Origin of the sequence: Methylobacterium sp. Leaf118 (assembly GCF_920984675.1) — a bacterium.
Taxonomy (GTDB): Bacteria; Pseudomonadota; Alphaproteobacteria; order Rhizobiales; family Beijerinckiaceae; genus Methylobacterium.
The window spans coordinates 44,005-63,448 of the sequence record NZ_CAKLBV010000018.1 but is presented as its reverse complement, the minus strand read 5'-3'; the positions used below and the strand labels follow the sequence as shown (position 1 = coordinate 63,448).

The window sequence follows — 19,444 nt, the reverse complement described above, 5'->3', positions numbered from 1 at the left end:
CGACCATGGCACCGGTCTTTGAAACCTTCGACGACGACATCGACGCTCTGGCCGAACGCGCCGTTGATCCCGATCCCGGCATCCGCCGCGTGGCGATGATGGAGCTGGCCGAGGCGGTGGGCGCCGAGGCCAAGGTCCTGCTCCTCAAGGGGCTCGGGGATGACGACGCGACCGTGCGCGCCGCCGCCGCGCGGGCGCTCGACGAGCATGACGGCCCCGACGTGGTCGAGGGACTCGTCCGCTCCCTGGAGGATGCGGACGAGGACGTGCGCCGCACCGCCGCCGAGACGCTCTCCGAGAAGAAGGAGCCGACCTGCGGCCCGCTGCTCATCGAGAGGGCCGAGCATGCCGATCCGTTCGTCCAGGCCGCGGCGTTGCGCGCTTTGCGCGAACTGGTCATTCCCGACGCGCTCTCGGCAGCCCTGAAGGCGTTGCAGAGCGCCGCGCCGGAGGTCCGCCGCGAGGGCCTCGGCGTGATCGGCTACCTCAAGGCCGAAGAGGCGCTGCCCGCCCTGCTCGCCACGGCGCGGGACGGCGATGCCAGCGTGCGGCGGGCGACGATGGCGGCGCTCGTCTTCCTGCGCTCCGGCGGCCCCGGCGTCTCGACCCTGCTCGCCGGGCTGCAGGACGCGCATTGGCAGGTGCGCGAGGAGGCCGCCGTCTCCATCGCCAAGAGCCGGCTGCCCGAGGCCGTCGAGCCGCTGATCGCCGCGATGGCGGACCCGGTCTGGCAGGTGAAGACCAAGGCCGCCAACGCGCTCGGGCGGATCAAGTCGACCGCCGCCATCGACGTGCTCGGCCGGGCGCTGGCCTCCGATGTCAGCAATCTGCGCAAGGAGGCCGCCGCTTCCCTCGGCGAGATCGCCCACCCGCAGGCGCTGTCCTTCCTCGAGCCGGCCTGCGACGATCCCGACCCCGACGTGCGGAAGCTGATCCGCTGGGCGATCGGCCGGTGCCGGGCGGAAGCGTGAGGGCATTTTTCGGGATTCCGGATCCCGGATAGGCCTCCAAGACCCTGGGGTGACGCGACGTTCCGAGAAACGGCGTCGCCGGCCAGGACGACGGTAGCGAGGCGGCGGACCCGGGCGGGTCCGCCGCCTCTGCGCGTCCGGGCGGCGGATCGCCATGGCGCCCGGCCCGCGCCCGGGGCCGGCGCCCCACGGACCTGTCCTGGCTCTGGCGCGAGCCCTTAAGCCGTTGTGCCGCCTCGGAGAATGACCGGAATCCGGTCGCCGCCTCTCCGGCCGGGGCGCGCTCTGTTTTAGAACTGGTATAGGGATTGCGGCGCTGCACCCGGTCACAGCCGAGGGTCAGCCCATGCAGCCCATCCCAGGTCGGACGGACACGGCCCACCTCTCCTCGGGGCTTTCGCTGCCGACCCGCGTTGGAGGCGCGAGCCCGATGGAGGCGTTCCCCCAACCGGCCGGCCCGCGCCCCCTGCTCGAGGGACTGAGCGAGTCCGAGCGCAATCTGGTCATGGAGCGGGGCCGCCGCCGGGTTCTCTATCGCGGCGCGACCCTGTTCACGCAGGAGACGCCGAACGACGGGATCTGGCTGATCGAGACCGGTCGCATCCGCGTCTTCTACGCCGCGCCGACCGGCCGCGAGATCACCCTCGCCTACTGGTATCCCGGCAATTTCGTCGGCGGGCCCGAGGTGTTCGGCACAGGCTGCCACAGCTGGTCCGGCATGGCCGCGAGCAACTCGACCGTCTTGCATCTGCCGGGCGCGGCCTTGAAGCAGCTCGTGGGCCGCATCCCGTCCCTGGCCTTCGGCGTCATCGACGGGCTGATCTTCAAGGGCCGCTGCTACTCGGCGCTGGCACAGATGCTGGGCACGCGCTCGATCACCGATCGCCTGGCCTTCCTGCTGATCCACCTCTCGGGCCTCTACGGCGTCGAGGAGGAGGGCGGCGTGCTGATCGCGGCCGACTTCACCCATGCGGACCTCGCCCACATGGTCGGGGCCACCCGGCAATGGGTGACGATCAGCCTGAAGCGCCTGTCCGAACAGGGCGTGGTGACGACCCGGCGCGCGCAGATCCTGATCCAGCGCCCCGACCTCCTCGCCCGGATGCCGGGCGGCGAGGAGGCCGCTTAATTCGAATGCGTCTCGCTCAAAGTTGCGTCACCGATGAGGGCCGCCCGACGATTTTCGCAACTAATCGACTCGACTTGCCGGTCTCCGTTTGATCCGCCCCGACCGAGCAACCGATCATGCCTGTGATGTCGAGCCGGCATCTCAAGACAAGACGGAGCCCGCGATGACGTCGATGGTGTTGAGACGAGGCACGGTGTCGGCTCTGGCGCTCCTGGCGGCGGCCGGGATCGCGTGGCGCTCCCCGGCCCGGGCCCAGTCGGTGCTGAATGTCGGGATCGGCACGCAGGACACGACGACGAACACCGCCACGGTCGGGGTCGTGGTCCGTCAGCTCAAGCTCATCGAGAAGCACCTGCCCAAGACCGGCAAGTACGCCGACATCAAGATCCAGCTCGACTGGCAGAATTTCACCTCGGGGCCGCCCGTCACCAACGGGATGATGGCCGGAAAGCTGCAGTTCGGTGCCATGGGCGATTATCCGCTCGTGGTGAACGGCTACACCTTCAAGAACAACCCCGAGAGCCGCTCCGAGCTGATCGCCGTCGCGGCCTACAATCTCCACGGCTCCGGCAACGGCATCGTGGTCAACAAGGAGACCGACGCCTTCGCCTTCGAGGACCTGAAGGGCAAGGTCGTCAGCGTGCCGTTCGGCTCGGCCGCTCATGGCATGGTCCTCAAGGCCCTGCAGGACAAGGGTTATCCGCAGACCTACTTCCGGCTGGTCAACCAGAGCCCGGAGGTCGGCTCGACCAACCTGCAGGAGAAGAAGATCGACGCGCATGCCGACTTCGTGCCCTTCGCGGAGTTGCTGCCGTTCCGGGGCTTCGCCCGCAAAGTGTTCGACGGCGTCGAGACCAACCTGCCGACCTGGCACGGGGTCGTCGCCCGCTCCGACTTCGCCGGCCAGTACCCCGAGATCGTCGATGCCTATCTTCAGGCGATTCTCGATGCGCAGGCCTGGGTGAAGGCCGATCCGAAGCGCGCCGCGGAGCAGATCGCGGCCTGGACCGGCACCGACAAGGAGGTCGTCTACATCTTCCTCGGCCCCGGCGGGATCATGACCATCGACCCGACCATCAAGCCGCCGCTCGTCGAGGCCGCCAAGGAAGACGTGAAGGTCCTCCAAAAACTCGATCGGGTGAAGGAGTTCGACGTCGACGCCTGGGTCAACGACCGGCCCATCCGCAAGGCCTTCGCCCAAAGGGGCCTGGACTACGACACGCAGCGCGCCAGCACCGCCAATTACGAGGTCTCGGGCAAGGACAGCTTCTGCAAACGGCCGATCGCCGATCCGCGCAAGGCCGGCGAGATCTGGGTGAAGGACGGCGACATCCTGCCCTATGCGAGCGCGGCCTGTACCCTCGGCGCGGTCAGCGATCTCAGGGCCAAGGGCAAGGCGATCAACGTCGCCTACGTCTTCGACACCGCCCGCGGCATCAAGCTCTTCGCGAAGGAAGCCTTCTACGTCGTCGGCCAGGGCGAGATCGCGCCGTTCCTGCTGAAGCGCGATGCGGACGCCGCGGCGGAACGCGCGGGCGCGAAGGTTCTGCCCTTCGACGAGGCGATCAAGGCCGTGGTGACGGGGGGCTGAGGCGATGGAAGCGGCACTTCGAACCCTGCCGGAAACGGTCACCCGTCTCGCCCCGACCGCCAAGGCGCCGGCCGTGGCGGACACGAACGCGGCCTCCTCGGGGGTCGTCCGGACCCATCGCCTCGCCCGCTGGCTGCGTCTCCATCGCGGCCAGTTGCGGGGCGCCGCCCTCGGCCTCGTCGCCCTCGCGGTCTTCGTCGCGGTCTGGCAGGTGCTGACGGAGAGCCGGGCGACCTTCTACGTGCGCTTCACCAACGTCCCGAGCCCGGCCGACGTGCTGGCCCGGGCGATCCTCGCCTTCCACAACCCGGTCTTCGGCGACCACATCTGGATGAGCTGCCGGCGCATCCTCTACGGCTTCACCCTCGCGAGCGCGATCGCGATCCCGCTCGGCCTGCTGATGGGCCGCTTCCGGATCCTGCGCGAGATCGTGTTCCCGATCTGCGAGGTCACCCGGCCGATCCCGGCCATCGCCTGGGTGCCGATGGCGATCATGCTCTGGCCGACGAACGAGGAATCGATCGTTTTCATCACCTTCCTCGGCTCGTTCTTCCCGATCCTGATCAATACGCTCCAGGGCATGGCGACCGTGGATCCGGTGCTGGTGCGGGCCGCGCGCTGCCTCGGCGCGGGCGAGGCGTCGCTGTTCCGCGAGGTCTACCTGCCGGCCTCCCTGCCGCAGATCTTCACGGGGCTGACCGTCGGCATGGGCGTCGCCTGGGTCTCGCTCATCGCCGCCGAGATGATCTCCGGCCAGTTCGGCATCGGCTACTTCACCTGGGAGGCCTACTCCCTGGTCCAGTATTCCGACATCGCGCTGGGCATGATCACGATCGGCGTGCTCGGCCTCGCCTCGAGCCTCGCCATCCGCCTGCTCGGCCGCATCGCCATGCCCTGGGGCACGGCCCGATAGAACCGTGCCCGATCACGTTGGAACGTGAGCACGGCTCTCAGTCTCTGTTTTGTCGCGCTCTCTGAAGCCGAACCGGTTTCCACGGCGGCGGAGAGCGCTCCAGGTCGCCGACGACCAGACGCGGTGGGTCCATCGCAGAAAGGGACAAGTCATGGCCGGGACGGCTCGGGGCCTGATCGAGGTCCAGGATTTCTGCCTGCGCTACGAGACCATGGAGGGCACGGTCGAGGCCGTCGCGAACGCGTCGCTTACCGTCCGGCCCGGCGAATTCGTCTCCATCGTCGGCCCGTCGGGCTGCGGAAAGTCGACGCTGCTGAACGCGCTCGCCGGCTTTCTCACGCCCTCGGGCGGGACCGTCACGGTCGATGGCGAGGGGATCGCGGGCCCCAGCGCCGATCGGGGCATGATCTTCCAGCAATACTCCCTGTTCCCGTGGAAGACCGTGCGCCAGAACGTCGAGTTCGGGCTCAAGATGAGCGGCGTTTCGCGCAGCGAGCGCGAGCGCCGGGCCCGCACCCTGCTCGGCCTCGCCGGCCTCACGCCCTTCGAGGATCACTATCCGGATCGGCTCTCGGGCGGCATGAAGCAGCGCGTCGGCATCGTCCGGGCGCTCGCCACCGGACCGCGCATCCTGCTCCTCGACGAGCCGTTCGGGGCGCTCGACGCCCAGACCCGGCTGATCATGCAGCAGATCCTCACCAACATGTGGCAGAGGCTGAAGATCTCGGTCCTGTTCGTGACCCACGACATCGACGAGGCGATCTTCCTGTCGGACCGCATCTACGTGATGACGGCGCGCCCCGGCAGCATCAAGGCCGAGATCGTCGTCCCGTTGCCGCGCCCGCGTGAGCCCGCGATGACCCTCTCCTCGGAGTTCCTGGGCCTGCGCCGCGGACTGATGTCGCTCATCCGCGAGGAGAGCCTCCGCGCCATGGGCGGCGAGGTCAGCCTCGACGCCCTCAAGGGCCTCGCGATCAATCTCGAGGGACAGGACCTCGCCACGGTCCTGTGAGGGCGCGCGCCCCCGCGGAGGGGGCGCCGGTTCGGCGACACCGCGCGCGGCGAGGCGGCCCCTGAGGGGCTGTCATCGGGGGGGGCCGTCACGGGGCGCCTGTCCCTGACGCGCGCCCCCCCCGGGCCGCGGCGGCGCAGCGGGCGTGTCGCGCGCGGCCACGAGGGAGGCCGGGCCGATGCGCCCGGGTTGGGGCGCCCTCTCGCTCCACCGCTTGCCACAACGCCAGAGGCTATCTGCCATGACCTATGTCGTCACCGACAATTGTATCCGCTGCAAGTACACGGACTGCGTCGAGGTCTGTCCGGTCGATTGCTTCTACGTCGGCGAGACCATGCTCGTGATCAATCCGGACGAGTGCATCGATTGCGGCGTGTGCGAGCCGGAATGCCCGGCCGACGCGATCAAGGCCGATTCCGAGCCGGGTCTCGCCGGATGGGTCGCGCTCAACGCCAAGTATTCCGCCCTCTGGCCGAACATCAGCCAGAAGCGCGATCCGCCGACCGACGCGGCCGACTGGGACGGCCGCAGTGGCAAGCTCCAATCCGTGTTCGGCGTGTCGGATCCGGCCGCCGCCTGATCTCTCTCGAACCCATCAGGTGACAGCATGAGCAAGTACAACGCCGAGCGCGTCCTGTCCGTCCACCACTGGACCGACACGCTCTTCTCCTTTCGCACCACCCGTGATCCCGCCTTCCGCTTCCGCAACGGCGAGTTCACGATGATCGGCATCGAGGTCGAGGGCCGGCCGCTGTTGCGCGCCTACTCCGTCGTGTCGGCCAATTACGAGGAGGAGTTGGAGTTCTTCTCCATCAAGGTGCCCAACGGCCCGCTCACCAGCAAGCTCCAGCACCTCAAGGTCGGCGACCCGATCATGATCGGCAAGAAGCCGACCGGCACCCTGGTGCTCGACAACCTCCTGCCCGGCCGCCACCTCTACCTGCTCGGCACCGGCACCGGGCTCGCCCCGTTCCTGTCGATCATCAAGGATCCGGAGACCTACGACCGCTTCGAGAAGGTCGTGCTGGTCCACGGCTGCCGGCAGGTGCAGGAACTGGCCTACGGCGAGACCATCACCGAGACGCTCCCGAAGCACGAATTCCTCGGCGAGATGATCGCGAATCAGCTGATCTACTACCCGACCGTCACCCGCGAGCCGTTCCGCAACCGCGGCCGGATCACCGACCTGATGACCTCGGGCAAGCTATTCGAGGATATCGGTCTGCCGGCGATGTCGATCGAGGCCGACCGCTTCATGCTGTGCGGCTCGCCGGAGATGATCAAGGACACCCGCGCGATGCTGACCGGCCTCGGCTACGAGGAAGGCAACCACGGCGAGGCGGCCCACTACGTGATCGAGAAGGCCTTCGTCGAGAAGTGATGCGTCTGCCGGAGGGCGCGCGGGAGGCGGATCGGTCTCAGCGCGAGGATGCGATCTGCTGCACCGCGACCAGAGGGGTTGCCGGGCCGGCGACCGAGGGCGAGGCCGCATGATCCGCGAAATAGACGCGTCCGGCCGTCAGCATCAGCGCGACCATCCAGAACACGACGATCGCCGCGCCCCGGATCCGCCCCTCTTCAACGGCCGCCATCGGGGGGCACGTCGCGTCGATGGCCTCACCGAAGGGATCGTAGGTCTGGCTGTCGGCGCGCCTGCTCATGCTGGCGAATGTCGGTCTTGGCATCCCGCCGATCAATGGATGCATCTTCCGAAGATTCCCGCGCCAGGAGGGGCTTTTTCTCCGAAAGCGCCCCTGCGCGACCATCCTCTTCCCAACGGCCCACGCGACGGTGCGAGGAAGGCGGCAGGATGAGCCGCGGGCCGTCGGCCAGGGGGCCCGCATCGGTCTCGGGGGGGGGGGGCGCCCGCGCTGCTGCCGGGGCTCGCGCTCTGCCTCGCCATCACCGCGGCGGCGGTCGTGCTTCAGCGCGTCGAGGAGGCGGTGTTCGGGCACCCCTCGTCGAGGTACTTGTGCTCGCGATCCTCCTCGGCATCGCCGTGCGCCACCGTCCGGGCGCCGGGCGCGCGCTTCCGGGCCGGGACGCCTTCGGCGCCAAACCGCTCCTGGAGCTCGCCGTCGCCCTGCGCGGCGCCTCCGTCGGCCTCGGGGCGATCGTCGCCACGGGCCCGCTCCTGATCGCCGGCATCGTCGGCACGGTCCTGCTCGTCATCGCGGCGAGCGACGGCCTCTGCCGCCGGCTCGGCTTGCCGGTGCGCCTGGCGATCCGGCTTGCAGAAAGGCTAAAAATTGAGCGCATTCCTATAAAACACGTGCAATGGGCGCGACCATCTGGATTGACCAAGCAATCTCCGGAATTTTATGCTGGCTTCCGAGTTGATCGCTAGGGTTCCAGCATCTGAGAAGATGTGATCGGTCCGAGAGCGGTTGCCGCGGCGGGAGACATCCGCCCGGATGCACGGCGGGATAAAAGCCCGGGAGACCTCACCAGCCAGAGATTGGCAAGGGTAGGTCTTGTACAATCTCCTTCTGTCTTGGAAGGGAAAGTATGCTCCGTGCGGTCCCTCAATTCCCACTCTTTGTATCGCCGATACCCGATCTCGCGCGATGCCTGCCCGGTATCGTCTTCGTAGAACCGATGACGAGGCCGCCGGGCCTTCGATCCGCTGCGCCGAGACGCGGCCTGACCTCACGTTCGCAGACCGCCGCCCCGGCGCTCGCGGCGGGGCCGTGATCGCGGCGACCCGCCCGGTCCCGGCACCCTCCCCTGCATCCCCCGACAGGTCGCCCGCCGCGAAGGCGGGGGCGAGCTGAACCCCGGCCGTCCGGCGGAAGGCTTCCGCTCGCGCCCATGGCGGCCCTTCTCAGGAGACGAGACATGCGTATCCCGACCCTGGCCATCGGCGGTCTCACGGGCCTCCGGCGCGGCCTGTCCGCCCTGACCCTCGCCCTCGGGCTCCTCGTCGCCCCCGCCGCACAGGCCGCCGAGCCGCTGCGCATCGGCTACAGCGACTGGCCGGGCTGGGTGGCGTGGCAGGTCGCTATCGAGAAGGGCTGGCTCAAGGAGGCCGGCATCGACGCGAAGTTCGAGTGGTTCGACTACTCGGCCTCCATGGACGCCTTCTCCGCCGGCAAGCTCGATGCGGTGACCTGCACCAACGGCGACGCCCTCGTGATGAGCGGCAACGGTGCCAAGAACGTCATGATCCTGCTGACCGACTACTCGAACGGCAACGACATGATCGTCGGCAAGCCGGGGGTGAAGACGCTCGCCGATCTCAAGGGCAAGAAGGTCGGCCTGGAGGTCGGCCTCGTCGAGCACCTGCTCCTGATCGACGGCCTGCAGAAGGCCGGGATCAAGGAGAGCGACGTCACGCTCGTCAACGCCAAGACCAACGAGACGCCGCAGATCCTCGCCTCCGGCGACGTCGCGGCCATCGGCGCGTGGCAGCCGATCGCCGGCCAGGCGATGCGCGGTGCGGCCGGCGCCCGGCCGCTCTACACCTCGGCCGACCGGCCCGGCCTGATCTACGACGTGGTCACGGTCACGCCCGCGAGCCTCGCCGCGCGCCGCGCCGAGTGGATCAAGCTGGTCGGTCTCTGGGACCGGGTGGTCGCCTATATCGAGGACCCGAAGACGCAGGCCGACGCGGTCGCCATCATGGCGGCCAAGGTCGGGGTCGGGCCCGACATCTTCACCCGCTTCCTGAAGGGCACGCGGCTCCTCAAGCTCGCCGAGGGCCGCGCCGTGATGAAGGACGCCGACGGGTTCGGCTCGCTCTACGGATCGAGCCGGCACGCGGACGCCTTCAACGTCAAGTTCGAGGTCTACAAGGCCCCGCAGGACGTGAAGAGCGCCATCGACCCCGCTCTCACCGACGGCAAGTGAGGGCTTGAGGATGCGCGCCCCGCTGCCTCAGCCTCGTCCCGAGGGGAACGCCGGTCCGGCGGTCGCGGTCGCCCCGCGCCCGCCGGTGGCGGGTGCCGCTCCGGTTGCCCGGCGGGTGCGGCGCTCCTGGGTCGGCGCGCCGCGCCCGCTGACCCGGCGTCGGGGCGCGGCGCTCACCCTGCTCTCCTTCCTGCTCCCGCTCGGCCTGTGGGCGGCGGTCTCCTACCTGCCCTTCCTGTGGCACCCGCTGGTCGAGGTGACCAATCCCGGCGACGTCGCCTGGATGGAGCCCGGCATGCGGGTGCCGCGGGCGGCCTTTTCCGAGGAGGTCGCGGCGGCCCAGGGCGCCGGCACCGCGTCGCCCGAGGGACGGCCCGCCAACCCGGTCTATTTGCCCGCGCCGCACGAGGTCGTGGTGGCCTTCTGGACCGCGCTCTCGGCCCCCCCGCCGCAGCGCGACACGATCTGGCTGCCCGCGAGCCTGTGGCACTCGATCCAGATCATCGTCTGGGGCTTCACGATCTCCTCCCTGGTCGGCGTGCCGCTGGGCATCCTCTGCGGGGCGCAACCGACGATCGCCCGGCTGACCGAGCCCGTGATCGAGTTCGTGCGCTACCTGCCCGCCCCCGCCTTCGGGGCGCTGATGGTCGCGATCCTCGGGATCTATGACGGGCCGAAGATCGCCATCATCGTCATCGGCACCTTCTTCCAGCAGGTGCTCGTCATCGCCAACACCACGCGCCGGGTCGATCCCCTGCTGATCGAGGCCGCGCTCACCATGGGCTCGCGCAACCTGCGCCTGATCCGCCGGGTGATCGTGCCGGCGGTGCTGCCGCAGATCTACCGCGACCAGCGCATCCTGCTCGGCTGGGCCTGGACCTACCTGATCGTCGCCGAGCTGATCGGCACCTCGTCGGGCATCACCTTCTTCATCACCCAGCAGGCCCGCTACCAGCACTTCGACAACGTCTACGCGGCGATCCTCGTGATCGGGCTCGTCGGCATCGCCACCGACATCGCCCTGGCGCTGATCGGCCGCCGCCTGTTCCCCTATGCGAGGGCCGAGGCATGAGCGAGGGCATGAGCGCGTCCGCTCCCATCCCGCTGACGACCGAGCCGTGTGATTACCGCACCCAGTGCGCGCCCGTCCGCGCCCGCTTCGATCGTCTGAAGGCCCGCGACGTCGCCTTGCGGGTGGAGGGCCTCGGCAAGGTGTTCCGCAACACGGACGGCGCCGAGACCGTGGCCCTGCGCGGCATCGATCTCGTCACCCACCGCCGCGAATTCCTCTGCGTGGTCGGGCCGTCGGGCTGCGGCAAGTCCACCTTCGTGCGCATCCTCGCCGGGCTCGAGACCATGAGTTCGGGCCGCGTCAGCGTCGGCGGCGTCCCGGTCTCGGGGCCGGGCGCCGACCGGGGCATGGTGTTCCAGGGCTACACCCTGTTCCCCTGGCTCACCGTCAAGCGCAACGTCGCCTTCGGGCTCGAGGAGAACGGCGAGGCGCGCCACGTCGCCGAGCGCGAGGCGTCGCAATGGCTCGCCCTGATCGGCCTGGAGCGCTTCGCCGACGCCTATCCGCATCAGCTCTCGGGCGGCATGAAGCAGCGCGTGGCGATCGCCCGGGCGCTCGCCATGCGCCCGCGCATCCTCTTGATGGACGAGCCGTTCTCGGCGCTCGACACCCAGTCGCGGGCGCGGATGCAGGCCTACCTGATCGAGATCTGGCGCAAGATCGACATCACCATCGTCTTCATCACCCACGACCTCGACGAGGCGATCTATCTCGCCGACCGCATCCTCGTGCTCAAGGCCCATCCCGGCGCGGTCGAGGAGCTGATCGAGGTCCCGGTGCCGCGGCCCCGCCATCCGGGCCAGGCCCTGACGCCGGAATTCCGCGCCACCCGCACGCGGCTCGACGCGCTGATCCACCCCAGTGAGGCGGAGGCCGACGGCCCGGCCGATCTCGGCGGCCTCGACATGGTCACCCGGATGGCGAGCGTGGGGGACGAGGTCGAATGAGCGCCCTCCCCACCCGCCCCGTGCTCTGGTCCGAGCGCACCTGGGAGGAGATCCCCGGCGATCTCGGCATTGGGGCGGGCGCCGCGCTCCTGCCCGTCGGCGCCACCGAGCAGCACGGGCCGCATCTCGGCTGCGGCATGGATTTCGTGCTGGCGGAGGCCCTCTGCCGCGAGGTCTCGGCGCGCACCCGCGTTCTGACGCTGCCCACCCTCCCCTATGGCTGCTCCCTCGGCCATTCCCGGCGCTGGCCCGGCACCCTCGCCCTCGACCCGATCCTGATGACCGACCTCGTCCGGCAGATCGGAACCCAGGCCTACCATTCGGGCGTGCGCCGCCTCTTCCTCGTCAACGCCCACGTCACCAACGCCGCCCCCTTGCGCTGCGCGCTCGAAGTGCTGCGGGCGGCCCACGACGACCTGATGGTGGCGCTCGTCAACACCGCCACCGTCAGCGAGCGGGTGCGCGCGGCCCACTTCATGGATGCGGAGGATTGGCACGCCAACCGGGCCGAGACCGCCCTGATGCAGGCGCTCGCCCCCGCCCTCGTCCGCGCGGCGCGCATCGCCGGGGCCGACGATCCCGACCGGACCGGCGGCCTCGTCTTCGCCCACCCGGTCAACCGCACCAGCCGCAACGGCGTCACCGGCACCCCCTCGCAGGCGACCCCGGCGGAGGGCGCCGAACTCTTCGCCTGGATGGTCGAGGACCTGACCGCCCTCGTCCGCCGCGGCCTGACCGAGACCCCGCCCCTCCCCCATTCCTACGACGGCCCGGCCGTCGTCCCTCAAGGAGCCTGACACCATGGGCCACGCGTCCGACATCGACCCGCAGGTGCGCGTCGTGCAGGAGGATCTGCGATCCAAGGGCGTCAAATACGTCATCGGCGCCTATGTCGACATCCACGGCGCGCAGAAGGCCAAGGTGGTGCCGCTCGATCACCTGCCGCAGATGGCGGCGGGCTCCGAGCGCTACACCGGCTACGCCCTCGACGGGCTGGGCCAGGCGCCGAACGAGGACGAACTCACGTCCGTCCCCGACCTGTCGCGGGTGATCCCCCTGCCCTGGGAGCCCAAGCTCGCCTGGGCGCCCGCCGACCTAACCTTCCAGGGCAAGCCCTACCCGCTCTCGACCCGCGTCGCCCTCAAGACCGTGCTGGCGCAGGCCGAGGCGATGGGGTTCGGCTTCAACCTCGGCATCGAGTGCGAGATCTTTCTGCTGCGTCAGGCCGCCGACGGCTCGCTGCACACGCCCGTCCCGGACGATAAGCTCGTGAAGCCCTGCTACGACGTGCGCGGCTTCATCGACAACTTCTCCTGGCTCGACAAGGTCGCGACCACGATCAACGACCTCGGCTGGGACCTGTATTCCTTCGACCACGAGGACGCCAACGGCCAGTTCGAGTTCGACTTCCAATACGCCGACGCGCTCACGAGCTGCGACCGGCTGACCTTCTTCCGCATGATGACGAAGCATTACGCGAAGGAGGAAGGGCTGATCGCCACGATGATGCCCAAGCCCTTCGCCGACCGCACCGGCAACGGCGCGCATTTCAACATGTCGCTCTCCGACATCGAGACCGGCCGCAACCTGTTCGCCTGCGCCCCCGGCGACGATCCCCGCGGGCTCGGCCTGACCGAGACCGGCTACCACTTCATCGGCGGCGTGCTGCGCCACGGCCGGGCGCTCTGCGCCGCCTTCGCCCCCACGGTGAACAGCTACAAGCGCCTCGTGCGCCAGGGCGCCATGGCGGGCTTCTCCTGGGCGCCGGTGTTCAATTCCTACGGCTCGAACAACCGCACCAACTCGGTGCGCGTGCCGGCCGGCGGCGGGCGCTGCGAGAGCCGCAACGCGGACGGCGCGGTGAACCCCTACCTCGCCGCCGCCCTGGTGCTCGCGGCCGGGCTGGAGGGCGTGCGCGAGCGGATCGACCCCGGCGCGCCCAACGAGGACAACCTCTACGCGCTCAGCGACGGCGAGCGCCGGGCGCGTGGCATCGGCTTCCTGCCCCAGACCCTGCAGGAGGCCATCGAGGCCTTCGCCGCCGATCCCCTGGTCGAGGCGACCCTGGGCTCGGGCCTGCGCGAAGAGTTCATCCGCACCAAGCGCGCGGAGTGGAACGCCTACCATCTCACGGTGAGCCCGTGGGAGATCGAACGCTACAGCCACCTGTTCTAGGCCGAGGCTTCCATGAAGACCGTCATCGCCTTCGCGAATGCCGCCGCCGAACCCTCGACCTACCGGCCGGCCCCCGAACGCATCCTGGCCGGCGATCCCGTCCAGACCGCCACCCTCCCCTTCACCAGCGCCGATGGGCGCTTCTCCGCCGGCACCTGGGCGGCGCAGCCGGGGACGTGGCGGGTCGTCTTCACCGAGAACGAGTTCTGCCACCTCCTGGAGGGCGTCATCGTCGTCACCGACGAGGCCGGGACGCGCACGACCTTCCGGGCCGGCGACGCCTTCGTCTCGCCCGCCGGCTTCACCGGCACCTGGGAGATCGTCGAGCCGGCGCGAAAGCTCTTCGCTGTCTACGAGGTGCCCGGCGCCTGACGGCCCGTGACCATCCGATCTCCGCCTCAGGCTGCGGGGGGACGATGGGACAGGACCTCGACACCCCATTCGGCCTGCCGGGACGGCCCGGCCGCGACAGGGCTCTCCGGCCGGGACGACCCGGCCCCATCGGAGACACGACCATGTCGGACGAAGCGAGCGTGATTGCGGAGAACCGCCGCCGCTACGAGGCGCTGAAGCGGGCGGGCCAGGGCCACGCCCCGCGCGCCCTGCCCGGCCCGAGCCCCCGCGGCGGCGTGCCCCTCGACGCGGGGGCGATCCTCCACCGCGAGACCCTCCCCGGCGGCTGGTACTGGACCACCGCGCTGAAAGCCGGCGAGGCGCTGCGGCTCGGCCTCGACCACGGCCCGTCGAGCGTCGCCCTCGTCGCGTGGTCGGCCGCCGATCCGAGCGAGCGGCTGAACACCGCCGACACCGTCAAGGTCCAGTGGACGGCCTCGCTCGGCAAGGGCCGGGTGCTGTTCTCCGACATGGGCCGCGTGATGCTGTCGATGATCGAGGATTCCTGCGGCGCCCACGACGCGCTGGTCGGCGGCTCCAACGCGAGCGCGAACGCCGACCGGTATCCGGGCGGCCCCCACCGCAACACCCGCGACAACCTCGTGCTCGCCGCGCTCAAGCGCGGCCTGGAGCGGCGCGACATCCCGGCCTGCCTCTCGTTCTTCGCCCCCGTCGTGGTCGGGCCGGAGGGGCGCTTCGCCTGGAACGATGCCGGCCGCGTCACGGGCGACTTCGTGGATCTGCGCGCCGAGATGGACCTGATCGTCGCCCTCTCGAACTGCCCCCACCCCCTCGATCCGGCGCCCGATTACGCGCCGAGCCCGGTCGCCGTCACCCGCTTCCGGGCCCCGCCCCCGGCGGCGGACGACCTCTGCCGCACCGCCACGATCGAGGCCGTGCGCGGCTTCGAGAACACCGCCTTCGCCGGCCTCTGAGGGAGATGCGAGCCATGACCGATCCCGTGACCGCGCTCTTCGATCAGATCGTGCCGGCGCAGGCCCCCTTCTCGACCCTGGTGCGGGCCGGCCAGACCCTCCGCATCGAGGACAGCCACGGCTGCCAGGCCGTCGACACCCTGTTCTATCGGGCCGACGATCTCACCGAGCGCTACTCCGCGCAGGACACCGTGCGGGTGCAGGGCGCGGCCTATGTCACGACCGGCACGCGGGTGATGTCGAGCGAGGGCCGGGTGATGCTCACCGTCACCGCCGATTCCTGCGGGCGCCACGACACCGCCGCCGGGGCCTGCTCCTGCGAGAGCAACACCGTCCGCTTCGGCCACGCCACCCGGTATCTCCACGCCTGCCGCGAGAATTTTGCGCTGGAAGTCGCAAAATACGGCCTGTCGAAGCGCGACATCGTGCCGAACATCAACTTCTTCATGAACGTGCCGATCGAGCAGGATGGCTCGCTCGCCATCGTCGACGGAGTCTCCGCGCCCGGCGACTATGTCGAGCTGAGGGCCGAGATGGACGTGATCTGCGTGATCTCGAACTGCCCGCAGATCAACAATCCCTGCAACGGCTTCAACCCCACGCCGATCCGCGTGACGGTCCGCGAGGGGTGATGGTCATGTTCGCCAAGGTTCTGGTCGCCAATCGCGGCGAGATCGCCGCCCGGGTCGTGCGCACGCTGCGGCGCATGGGCATCGCCTCCGTGGCTGTCTATTCCGACGCCGACCGTTTCACGCCGGGCGTGCTCGCCGCCGACGCGGCCGTGCGCCTCGGGCCCGCCCCCGCCAAGGACAGCTATCTCGATATCGAGGCGGTGATCGCCGCCTGTCGGGCGACGGGGGCGCAGGCCGTCCATCCCGGCTACGGCTTCCTCTCCGAGAATGTCGGCTTCGCCGAGCGGCTGGCGGCGGAGGGGATCGCCTTCATCGGCCCGCGCCCGGAGCATCTGCGCGCCTTCGGGCTCAAGCACACGGCCCGCGAACTCGCCAAGGCCAGCGGCGTGCCGCTCCTGCCCGGCACCGACCTGCTGCCCGATCTCGCAACCGCGCTCACCGCGGCGGAGGCGATCGGCTACCCCGTGATGCTCAAGAGCACGGCGGGCGGCGGCGGCATCGGCATGCAGCTCTGCCATTCGGATGAGGAACTGTCCGAGCGCTTCGCCCCGGTGGAGCGCACGGCGCGGGCGAGCTTCGGCGATGCCCGCGTCTATCTGGAGCGCTTCGTGGCGCGGGCCCGCCACGTCGAGGTGCAGATCTTCGGCGACGGGCGGGGCCGCGTCGTGGCGCTCGGCGAGCGTGACTGCTCGCTCCAGCGCCGGAACCAGAAGGTGATCGAGGAGACGCCGGCCCCCGGCCTCTCCGACGTGGTCCGCGCCCGGCTCCACGCCGCGGCGGTGGCGCTCGCCGAGAGCGTCGCCTACGCCTCGGCCGGCACGGTGGAGTTCATCTACGATCCGGATCGCGAGGACTTTTCCTTCCTCGAAGTGAACACGCGGCTCCAGGTCGAGCATCCGGTGACGGAAGCGGTGTTCGGCATCGACCTCGTGGAATGGATGGTGCGCCAGGCCGCGGGCGAGGACCCGATCGCGGCGGCCGGGCCGCTCGTGCCGCAGGGCGCGGCGATCGAGGCGCGGCTCTATGCCGAGATTCCGCATGCCGATTTCGCCCCGAGCGCGGGCCTGCTGACCGAGGTGCGATTTTCGGACTCCGCCCGCATCGACGGCTGGATCGCCACCGGCACCGAGGTGACCCCATTCTACGATCCGATGCTCGCCAAGATCATCGTGACGGGGGCCGACCGGCCGTCGGCGCTCGCGGCGCTGAGGGCGGCGCTCGCCGAGACCGCCGTCTCCGGCATCGAGACCAATCTCGACTATCTGCGCACCATCGCCGCCTCCGACCTCCTGGCGAGCGGCCGGGTCGCGACGACAGCCCTGCGCGACCTCGCCTATCGTCCCGGCCGCCTCGAGGTCCTGCTCCCCGGCGCCCAGTCGAGCCTGCAGGAGCTGCCCGGCCGCCTCGGGCTGTGGGAGGTCGGCGTGCCGCCGAGCGGGCCGATGGATGCCCGCGCCTTCGCCCGCGCCAACGCCCTCGTCGGCAACGCGGCGCAGACCTGCGCCCTCGAACTGACCGTCTCGGGCCCGACCCTGCGCTTCCACGCGGACGGCGTGGCGGCCCTCGCGGGGGCCGCCATGCGGATGACCCTCGACGGGCAGGCGCGGCCGCACGGGCAGGCCTTCCCGGTGAAGGCGGGGCAGATCCTCGCCATCGCCGCGATCGAGGGGCCGGGCCAGCGGGCCTATCTCGCGGTCCGCGGAGGGTTCGCGGCGCCCGTGGTGCTGGGCTCGCGGGCGACCTTCGCGCTCGGCGCCTTCGGCGGCCACGCCACCGGCGTCCTGAAGGCCGGCGACGTGCTCCATCTCGGCGACGCCCCGGCGGTGGAGGCCCCGGTGCCCGCGCCCGCACCGCTGACGCAGGACTGGGAGATCGGGGTCGTCTACGGCCCGCACGGCGCGCCGGACTTCTTCCAGGACGCCGACATCGCCGACCTGTTTTCCGCCGCCTACGAGGTTCATTTCAACTCGGCCCGCACCGGCGTGCGCCTGATCGGCCCGACGCCCCGCTGGGCCCGGACCGACGGGGGCGAGGCGGGCTTGCACCCCTCCAACCTGCACGACAACGCCTATGCCGTCGGCGCCATCGACTTCACCGGCGACATGCCGATCCTGCTCGGGCCCGATGGTCCGAGCCTCGGCGGCTTCGTCTGCCCGGCGGTGATCGCCCGCGACGAACTCTGGAAGATGGGCCAGCTCCGGCCCGGCGACACCGTGCGGTTCCGGCCCCTGGCCCGTCCGGAGGACGCGGCGCTCGCCCCGGCCGCGCCGGCCCTCCTGACGGGAGGGGACGCCATCCCCGGCTCCCCCGTCCTGGCCCGCGACGAGACCGGCCCGGTGCCCGTCGCCTACCGGCGCCAGGGCGACGACAACCTCCTCGTCGAGTACGGCCCGATGGCCCTCGATCTCGGCCTGCGCCTGCGGGTGCATCTCCTGGCCGATGCCGTCCGCGCCGCCCGGCTCCCCGGCCTCACCGATCTGACCCCCGGCATCCGCTCGCTGCAGATCCACTACGACGGTTCGGCGTTGCCGCGGGGCCGCCTGCTCGGCCTGCTGCGCGAGATCGAGGCCGGATTGCCGCCGGCGGAAGCCGTGACCGTCCCGAGCCGCACGGTGCATCTGCCGCTCTCGTGGAACGACCCGCAGGTGGCGCTCGCCATGCGCAAGTACCAGGAACTCGTGCGGCCGAACGCGCCCTGGTGCCCCTCCAACATCGCGTTCATCCGCCGCATCAACGGCCTGCCCGACGAGGCGGCGGTCCAGAGGATCATCTTCGACGCGCGCTATCTCGTGATGGGACTGGGCGACGTCTATCTGGGCGCGCCGGTGGCGACGCCGGTCGATCCGCGCCACCGCCTCGTCACCACCAAGTACAACCCGGCCCGCACTTGGACGCCGGAGAACGCGGTCGGGATCGGCGGCGCCTATATGTGCATCTACGGCATGGAAGGGCCGGGTGGGTACCAGCTGTTCGGGCGGACCATCCAGGTCTGGAACACGTGGCGGATCACCCGCGAATTCCGGCCCGGTCATCCCTGGCTGCTCCGGCCCTTCGACCAGATCCGCTTCTATCCGGTCTCCCACGACGAGCTCACCGAGGCCCGCGCCGCCTTCCCGCACGGCGCCTACCCGCTACGGATCGAGGAGGGCACCTTCTCCTACGCCGCGCACCGGGCGATGCTCGCCGACAACGCGGCCGGGATCGCGGCGGCGGCGGAGCGTCAGCGGGCGGCCTTCGCGGCGGAGCGCGAGCGCTGGAAGGCCGAAGGGCTCGACAGCTTCGTGGCCGACGAGGCCGGGGCGCCCGAAATCGGCGAGATCCCGCCGGGCTGCGCGGGGGTGCCCACGATCGTGCCGGGCAATGTCTGGAAGGTCCTCGTCCGCGAGGGCGAGACCGTGGCGGCCGGCCAGACCGTGGCGATCCTCGAATCCATGAAGATGGAAGTGCCCGTCACCGCCCCCGTGGCTGGCCGGGTCCGGGAGATCCGGGCCCAACCCGGACGCACCCTGCGCGGCGGCGACCTCGTTGCCCTCCTCGAGGTCTGAGCTCCGGGACGGATCTTGCGAGGCCGGCACGGCTCGGCTGGCGCAAGAGCACCGGCAAAAGACCACCGGCGGGAGATCAGCGCCCTCGCGGAGACGGCAGATGATGCAGCGAATCCACCGCGTCCTCACGGCGATCCTCGGCCTGATCCGGCTCGGCCTCCAGGCCAAGGCGGCCGGGCGGCTGCCGCCGGGCTGCCGGCGCATCGGGACGAAGCCATAGAGCATCGGCCCGAGCGGCCTCCGGCGCTCGGAAAAAGCGGATGCGGCAGAGGGATCGCGC

At 70.3% G+C, this 19,444-nt stretch carries 18 protein-coding genes and 1 riboswitch; of the genes, 17 read left to right on the top strand and 1 reads right to left on the bottom strand.

The features are described from left to right. Window positions 1–5 precede the first annotated feature (5 nt). From LW587_RS10255 to LW587_RS10225, 7 genes are all read left to right on the top strand, one after another. On the top strand, window positions 6–971 hold the full coding sequence (locus LW587_RS10255; RefSeq protein ID WP_232629493.1) for a HEAT repeat domain-containing protein: 966 nt from the start codon (window positions 6–8) through the stop codon (window positions 969–971). 430 nt (window positions 972–1,401) lie between these two features. After that, window positions 1,402–2,100, top strand: a complete 699-nt coding sequence (locus LW587_RS10250; RefSeq protein ID WP_232629492.1) for a Crp/Fnr family transcriptional regulator — start codon at window positions 1,402–1,404, stop codon at window positions 2,098–2,100. A gap of 163 nt (window positions 2,101–2,263) precedes the next feature. Then, on the top strand, window positions 2,264–3,691 hold the full coding sequence (locus LW587_RS10245) for an ABC transporter substrate-binding protein (RefSeq protein WP_232629491.1): 1,428 nt from the start codon (window positions 2,264–2,266) through the stop codon (window positions 3,689–3,691). Window positions 3,692–3,695: 4 nt separating this feature from the next. Beyond that, entirely contained in the window at window positions 3,696–4,604 is a 909-nt protein-coding gene (locus LW587_RS10240) for an ABC transporter permease (RefSeq protein WP_232629490.1), read from the top strand. 151 nt (window positions 4,605–4,755) lie between these two features. Continuing rightward, the gene (locus tag LW587_RS10235; protein WP_232629489.1) at window positions 4,756–5,616 is read left to right on the top strand and encodes an ABC transporter ATP-binding protein; all 861 of its coding nucleotides are present in this window, start codon (window positions 4,756–4,758) and stop codon (window positions 5,614–5,616) included. A gap of 241 nt (window positions 5,617–5,857) precedes the next feature. Then, window positions 5,858–6,196, top strand: coding sequence for a ferredoxin FdxA (gene fdxA, locus LW587_RS10230; RefSeq protein WP_232629488.1), 339 nt, complete (start codon window positions 5,858–5,860; stop codon window positions 6,194–6,196). Between the two features lie 27 nt (window positions 6,197–6,223). Then, on the top strand, window positions 6,224–6,997 hold the full coding sequence (locus LW587_RS10225) for a ferredoxin--NADP reductase (RefSeq protein WP_232629487.1): 774 nt from the start codon (window positions 6,224–6,226) through the stop codon (window positions 6,995–6,997). Between the two features lie 37 nt (window positions 6,998–7,034). On the opposite strand, the gene LW587_RS10220 is transcribed toward LW587_RS10225, so the two are convergent. Further along, a complete protein-coding gene (locus LW587_RS10220; protein ID WP_232629486.1) occupies window positions 7,035–7,322 on the bottom strand; it encodes a hypothetical protein in 288 nt (95 codons plus the stop codon). 266 nt (window positions 7,323–7,588) lie between these two features. Here LW587_RS10220 and LW587_RS10215 point away from each other — a divergent pair, with 266 nt between their 5' ends. The 10 genes from LW587_RS10215 (at window position 7,589) to uca (ending at window position 19,164) form a co-directional block, all read left to right on the top strand. After that, window positions 7,589–7,963 carry a hypothetical protein gene (locus tag LW587_RS10215; protein ID WP_232629485.1) on the top strand — a complete coding sequence of 125 codons (375 nt, stop codon included), beginning with the start codon at window positions 7,589–7,591 and terminating at the stop codon, window positions 7,961–7,963. Beyond that, a riboswitch (guanidine-I (ykkC/yxkD leader) is annotated at window positions 7,949–8,059 on the top strand. Its footprint overlaps the gene before it by 15 nt. Window positions 8,060–8,454: 395 nt before the next feature. After that, a complete protein-coding gene (locus LW587_RS10210) occupies window positions 8,455–9,465 on the top strand; it encodes an ABC transporter substrate-binding protein (protein ID WP_232629484.1) in 1,011 nt (336 codons plus the stop codon). Window positions 9,466–9,475: 10 nt separating this feature from the next. Then, the gene (locus LW587_RS10205) at window positions 9,476–10,537 is read left to right on the top strand and encodes an ABC transporter permease (protein WP_232629483.1); all 1,062 of its coding nucleotides are present in this window, start codon (window positions 9,476–9,478) and stop codon (window positions 10,535–10,537) included. Beyond that, window positions 10,534–11,484, top strand: coding sequence for an ABC transporter ATP-binding protein (locus LW587_RS10200; RefSeq protein WP_232629482.1), 951 nt, complete (start codon window positions 10,534–10,536; stop codon window positions 11,482–11,484). Before LW587_RS10205 ends, LW587_RS10200 begins: the two co-directional genes overlap by 4 nt. Beyond that, complete coding sequence (locus LW587_RS10195) at window positions 11,481–12,281, top strand: creatininase family protein (protein WP_232629481.1); 801 nt, start codon at window positions 11,481–11,483, stop codon at window positions 12,279–12,281. The genes LW587_RS10200 and LW587_RS10195 overlap by 4 nt, the downstream gene beginning before the upstream one ends. 4 nt (window positions 12,282–12,285) lie before the next feature. Beyond that, entirely contained in the window at window positions 12,286–13,659 is a 1,374-nt protein-coding gene (gene glnT, locus LW587_RS10190) for a type III glutamate--ammonia ligase (protein ID WP_232629480.1), read from the top strand. 12 nt (window positions 13,660–13,671) lie between these two features. After that, a complete protein-coding gene (locus tag LW587_RS10185) occupies window positions 13,672–14,031 on the top strand; it encodes a cupin domain-containing protein (protein WP_232629479.1) in 360 nt (119 codons plus the stop codon). Between the two features lie 143 nt (window positions 14,032–14,174). After that, entirely contained in the window at window positions 14,175–14,987 is an 813-nt protein-coding gene (locus LW587_RS10180; RefSeq protein WP_232629478.1) for an urea amidolyase associated protein UAAP1, read from the top strand. Between the two features lie 14 nt (window positions 14,988–15,001). Further along, window positions 15,002–15,619 carry an urea amidolyase associated protein UAAP2 gene (locus tag LW587_RS10175; RefSeq protein ID WP_232629477.1) on the top strand — a complete coding sequence of 206 codons (618 nt, stop codon included), beginning with the start codon at window positions 15,002–15,004 and terminating at the stop codon, window positions 15,617–15,619. Between the two features lie 5 nt (window positions 15,620–15,624). Continuing rightward, window positions 15,625–19,164 carry an urea carboxylase gene (gene uca / locus LW587_RS10170; protein ID WP_232629476.1) on the top strand — a complete coding sequence of 1,180 codons (3,540 nt, stop codon included), beginning with the start codon at window positions 15,625–15,627 and terminating at the stop codon, window positions 19,162–19,164. Window positions 19,165–19,444 lie beyond the last annotated feature (280 nt).

What these genes read in the sequence shown, in the direction of transcription:
- LW587_RS10205 (WP_232629483.1), top strand. Translation starts at nt 9,476, where the DNA reads ATGCGCGCCCCGCTGCCTCAGCCTCGTCCCGAGGGGAACGCCGGTCCG.
- LW587_RS10210 (WP_232629484.1), top strand. Translation starts at nt 8,455, where the DNA reads ATGCGTATCCCGACCCTGGCCATCGGCGGTCTCACGGGCCTCCGGCGC.
- uca (WP_232629476.1), top strand. Translation starts at nt 15,625, where the DNA reads ATGTTCGCCAAGGTTCTGGTCGCCAATCGCGGCGAGATCGCCGCCCGG.
- LW587_RS10245 (WP_232629491.1), top strand. Translation starts at nt 2,264, where the DNA reads ATGACGTCGATGGTGTTGAGACGAGGCACGGTGTCGGCTCTGGCGCTC.
- LW587_RS10180 (WP_232629478.1), top strand. Translation starts at nt 14,175, where the DNA reads ATGTCGGACGAAGCGAGCGTGATTGCGGAGAACCGCCGCCGCTACGAG.
- LW587_RS10250 (WP_232629492.1), top strand. Translation starts at nt 1,402, where the DNA reads ATGGAGGCGTTCCCCCAACCGGCCGGCCCGCGCCCCCTGCTCGAGGGA.
- LW587_RS10240 (WP_232629490.1), top strand. Translation starts at nt 3,696, where the DNA reads ATGGAAGCGGCACTTCGAACCCTGCCGGAAACGGTCACCCGTCTCGCC.
- LW587_RS10195 (WP_232629481.1), top strand. Translation starts at nt 11,481, where the DNA reads ATGAGCGCCCTCCCCACCCGCCCCGTGCTCTGGTCCGAGCGCACCTGG.
- LW587_RS10200 (WP_232629482.1), top strand. Translation starts at nt 10,534, where the DNA reads ATGAGCGAGGGCATGAGCGCGTCCGCTCCCATCCCGCTGACGACCGAG.
- LW587_RS10175 (WP_232629477.1), top strand. Translation starts at nt 15,002, where the DNA reads ATGACCGATCCCGTGACCGCGCTCTTCGATCAGATCGTGCCGGCGCAG.
- LW587_RS10225 (WP_232629487.1), top strand. Translation starts at nt 6,224, where the DNA reads ATGAGCAAGTACAACGCCGAGCGCGTCCTGTCCGTCCACCACTGGACC.
- LW587_RS10220 (WP_232629486.1), bottom strand. Translation starts at nt 7,322, where the DNA reads ATGCATCCATTGATCGGCGGGATGCCAAGACCGACATTCGCCAGCATG.
- glnT (WP_232629480.1), top strand. Translation starts at nt 12,286, where the DNA reads ATGGGCCACGCGTCCGACATCGACCCGCAGGTGCGCGTCGTGCAGGAG.
- LW587_RS10235 (WP_232629489.1), top strand. Translation starts at nt 4,756, where the DNA reads ATGGCCGGGACGGCTCGGGGCCTGATCGAGGTCCAGGATTTCTGCCTG.
- fdxA (WP_232629488.1), top strand. Translation starts at nt 5,858, where the DNA reads ATGACCTATGTCGTCACCGACAATTGTATCCGCTGCAAGTACACGGAC.
- LW587_RS10185 (WP_232629479.1), top strand. Translation starts at nt 13,672, where the DNA reads ATGAAGACCGTCATCGCCTTCGCGAATGCCGCCGCCGAACCCTCGACC.
- LW587_RS10255 (WP_232629493.1), top strand. Translation starts at nt 6, where the DNA reads ATGGCACCGGTCTTTGAAACCTTCGACGACGACATCGACGCTCTGGCC.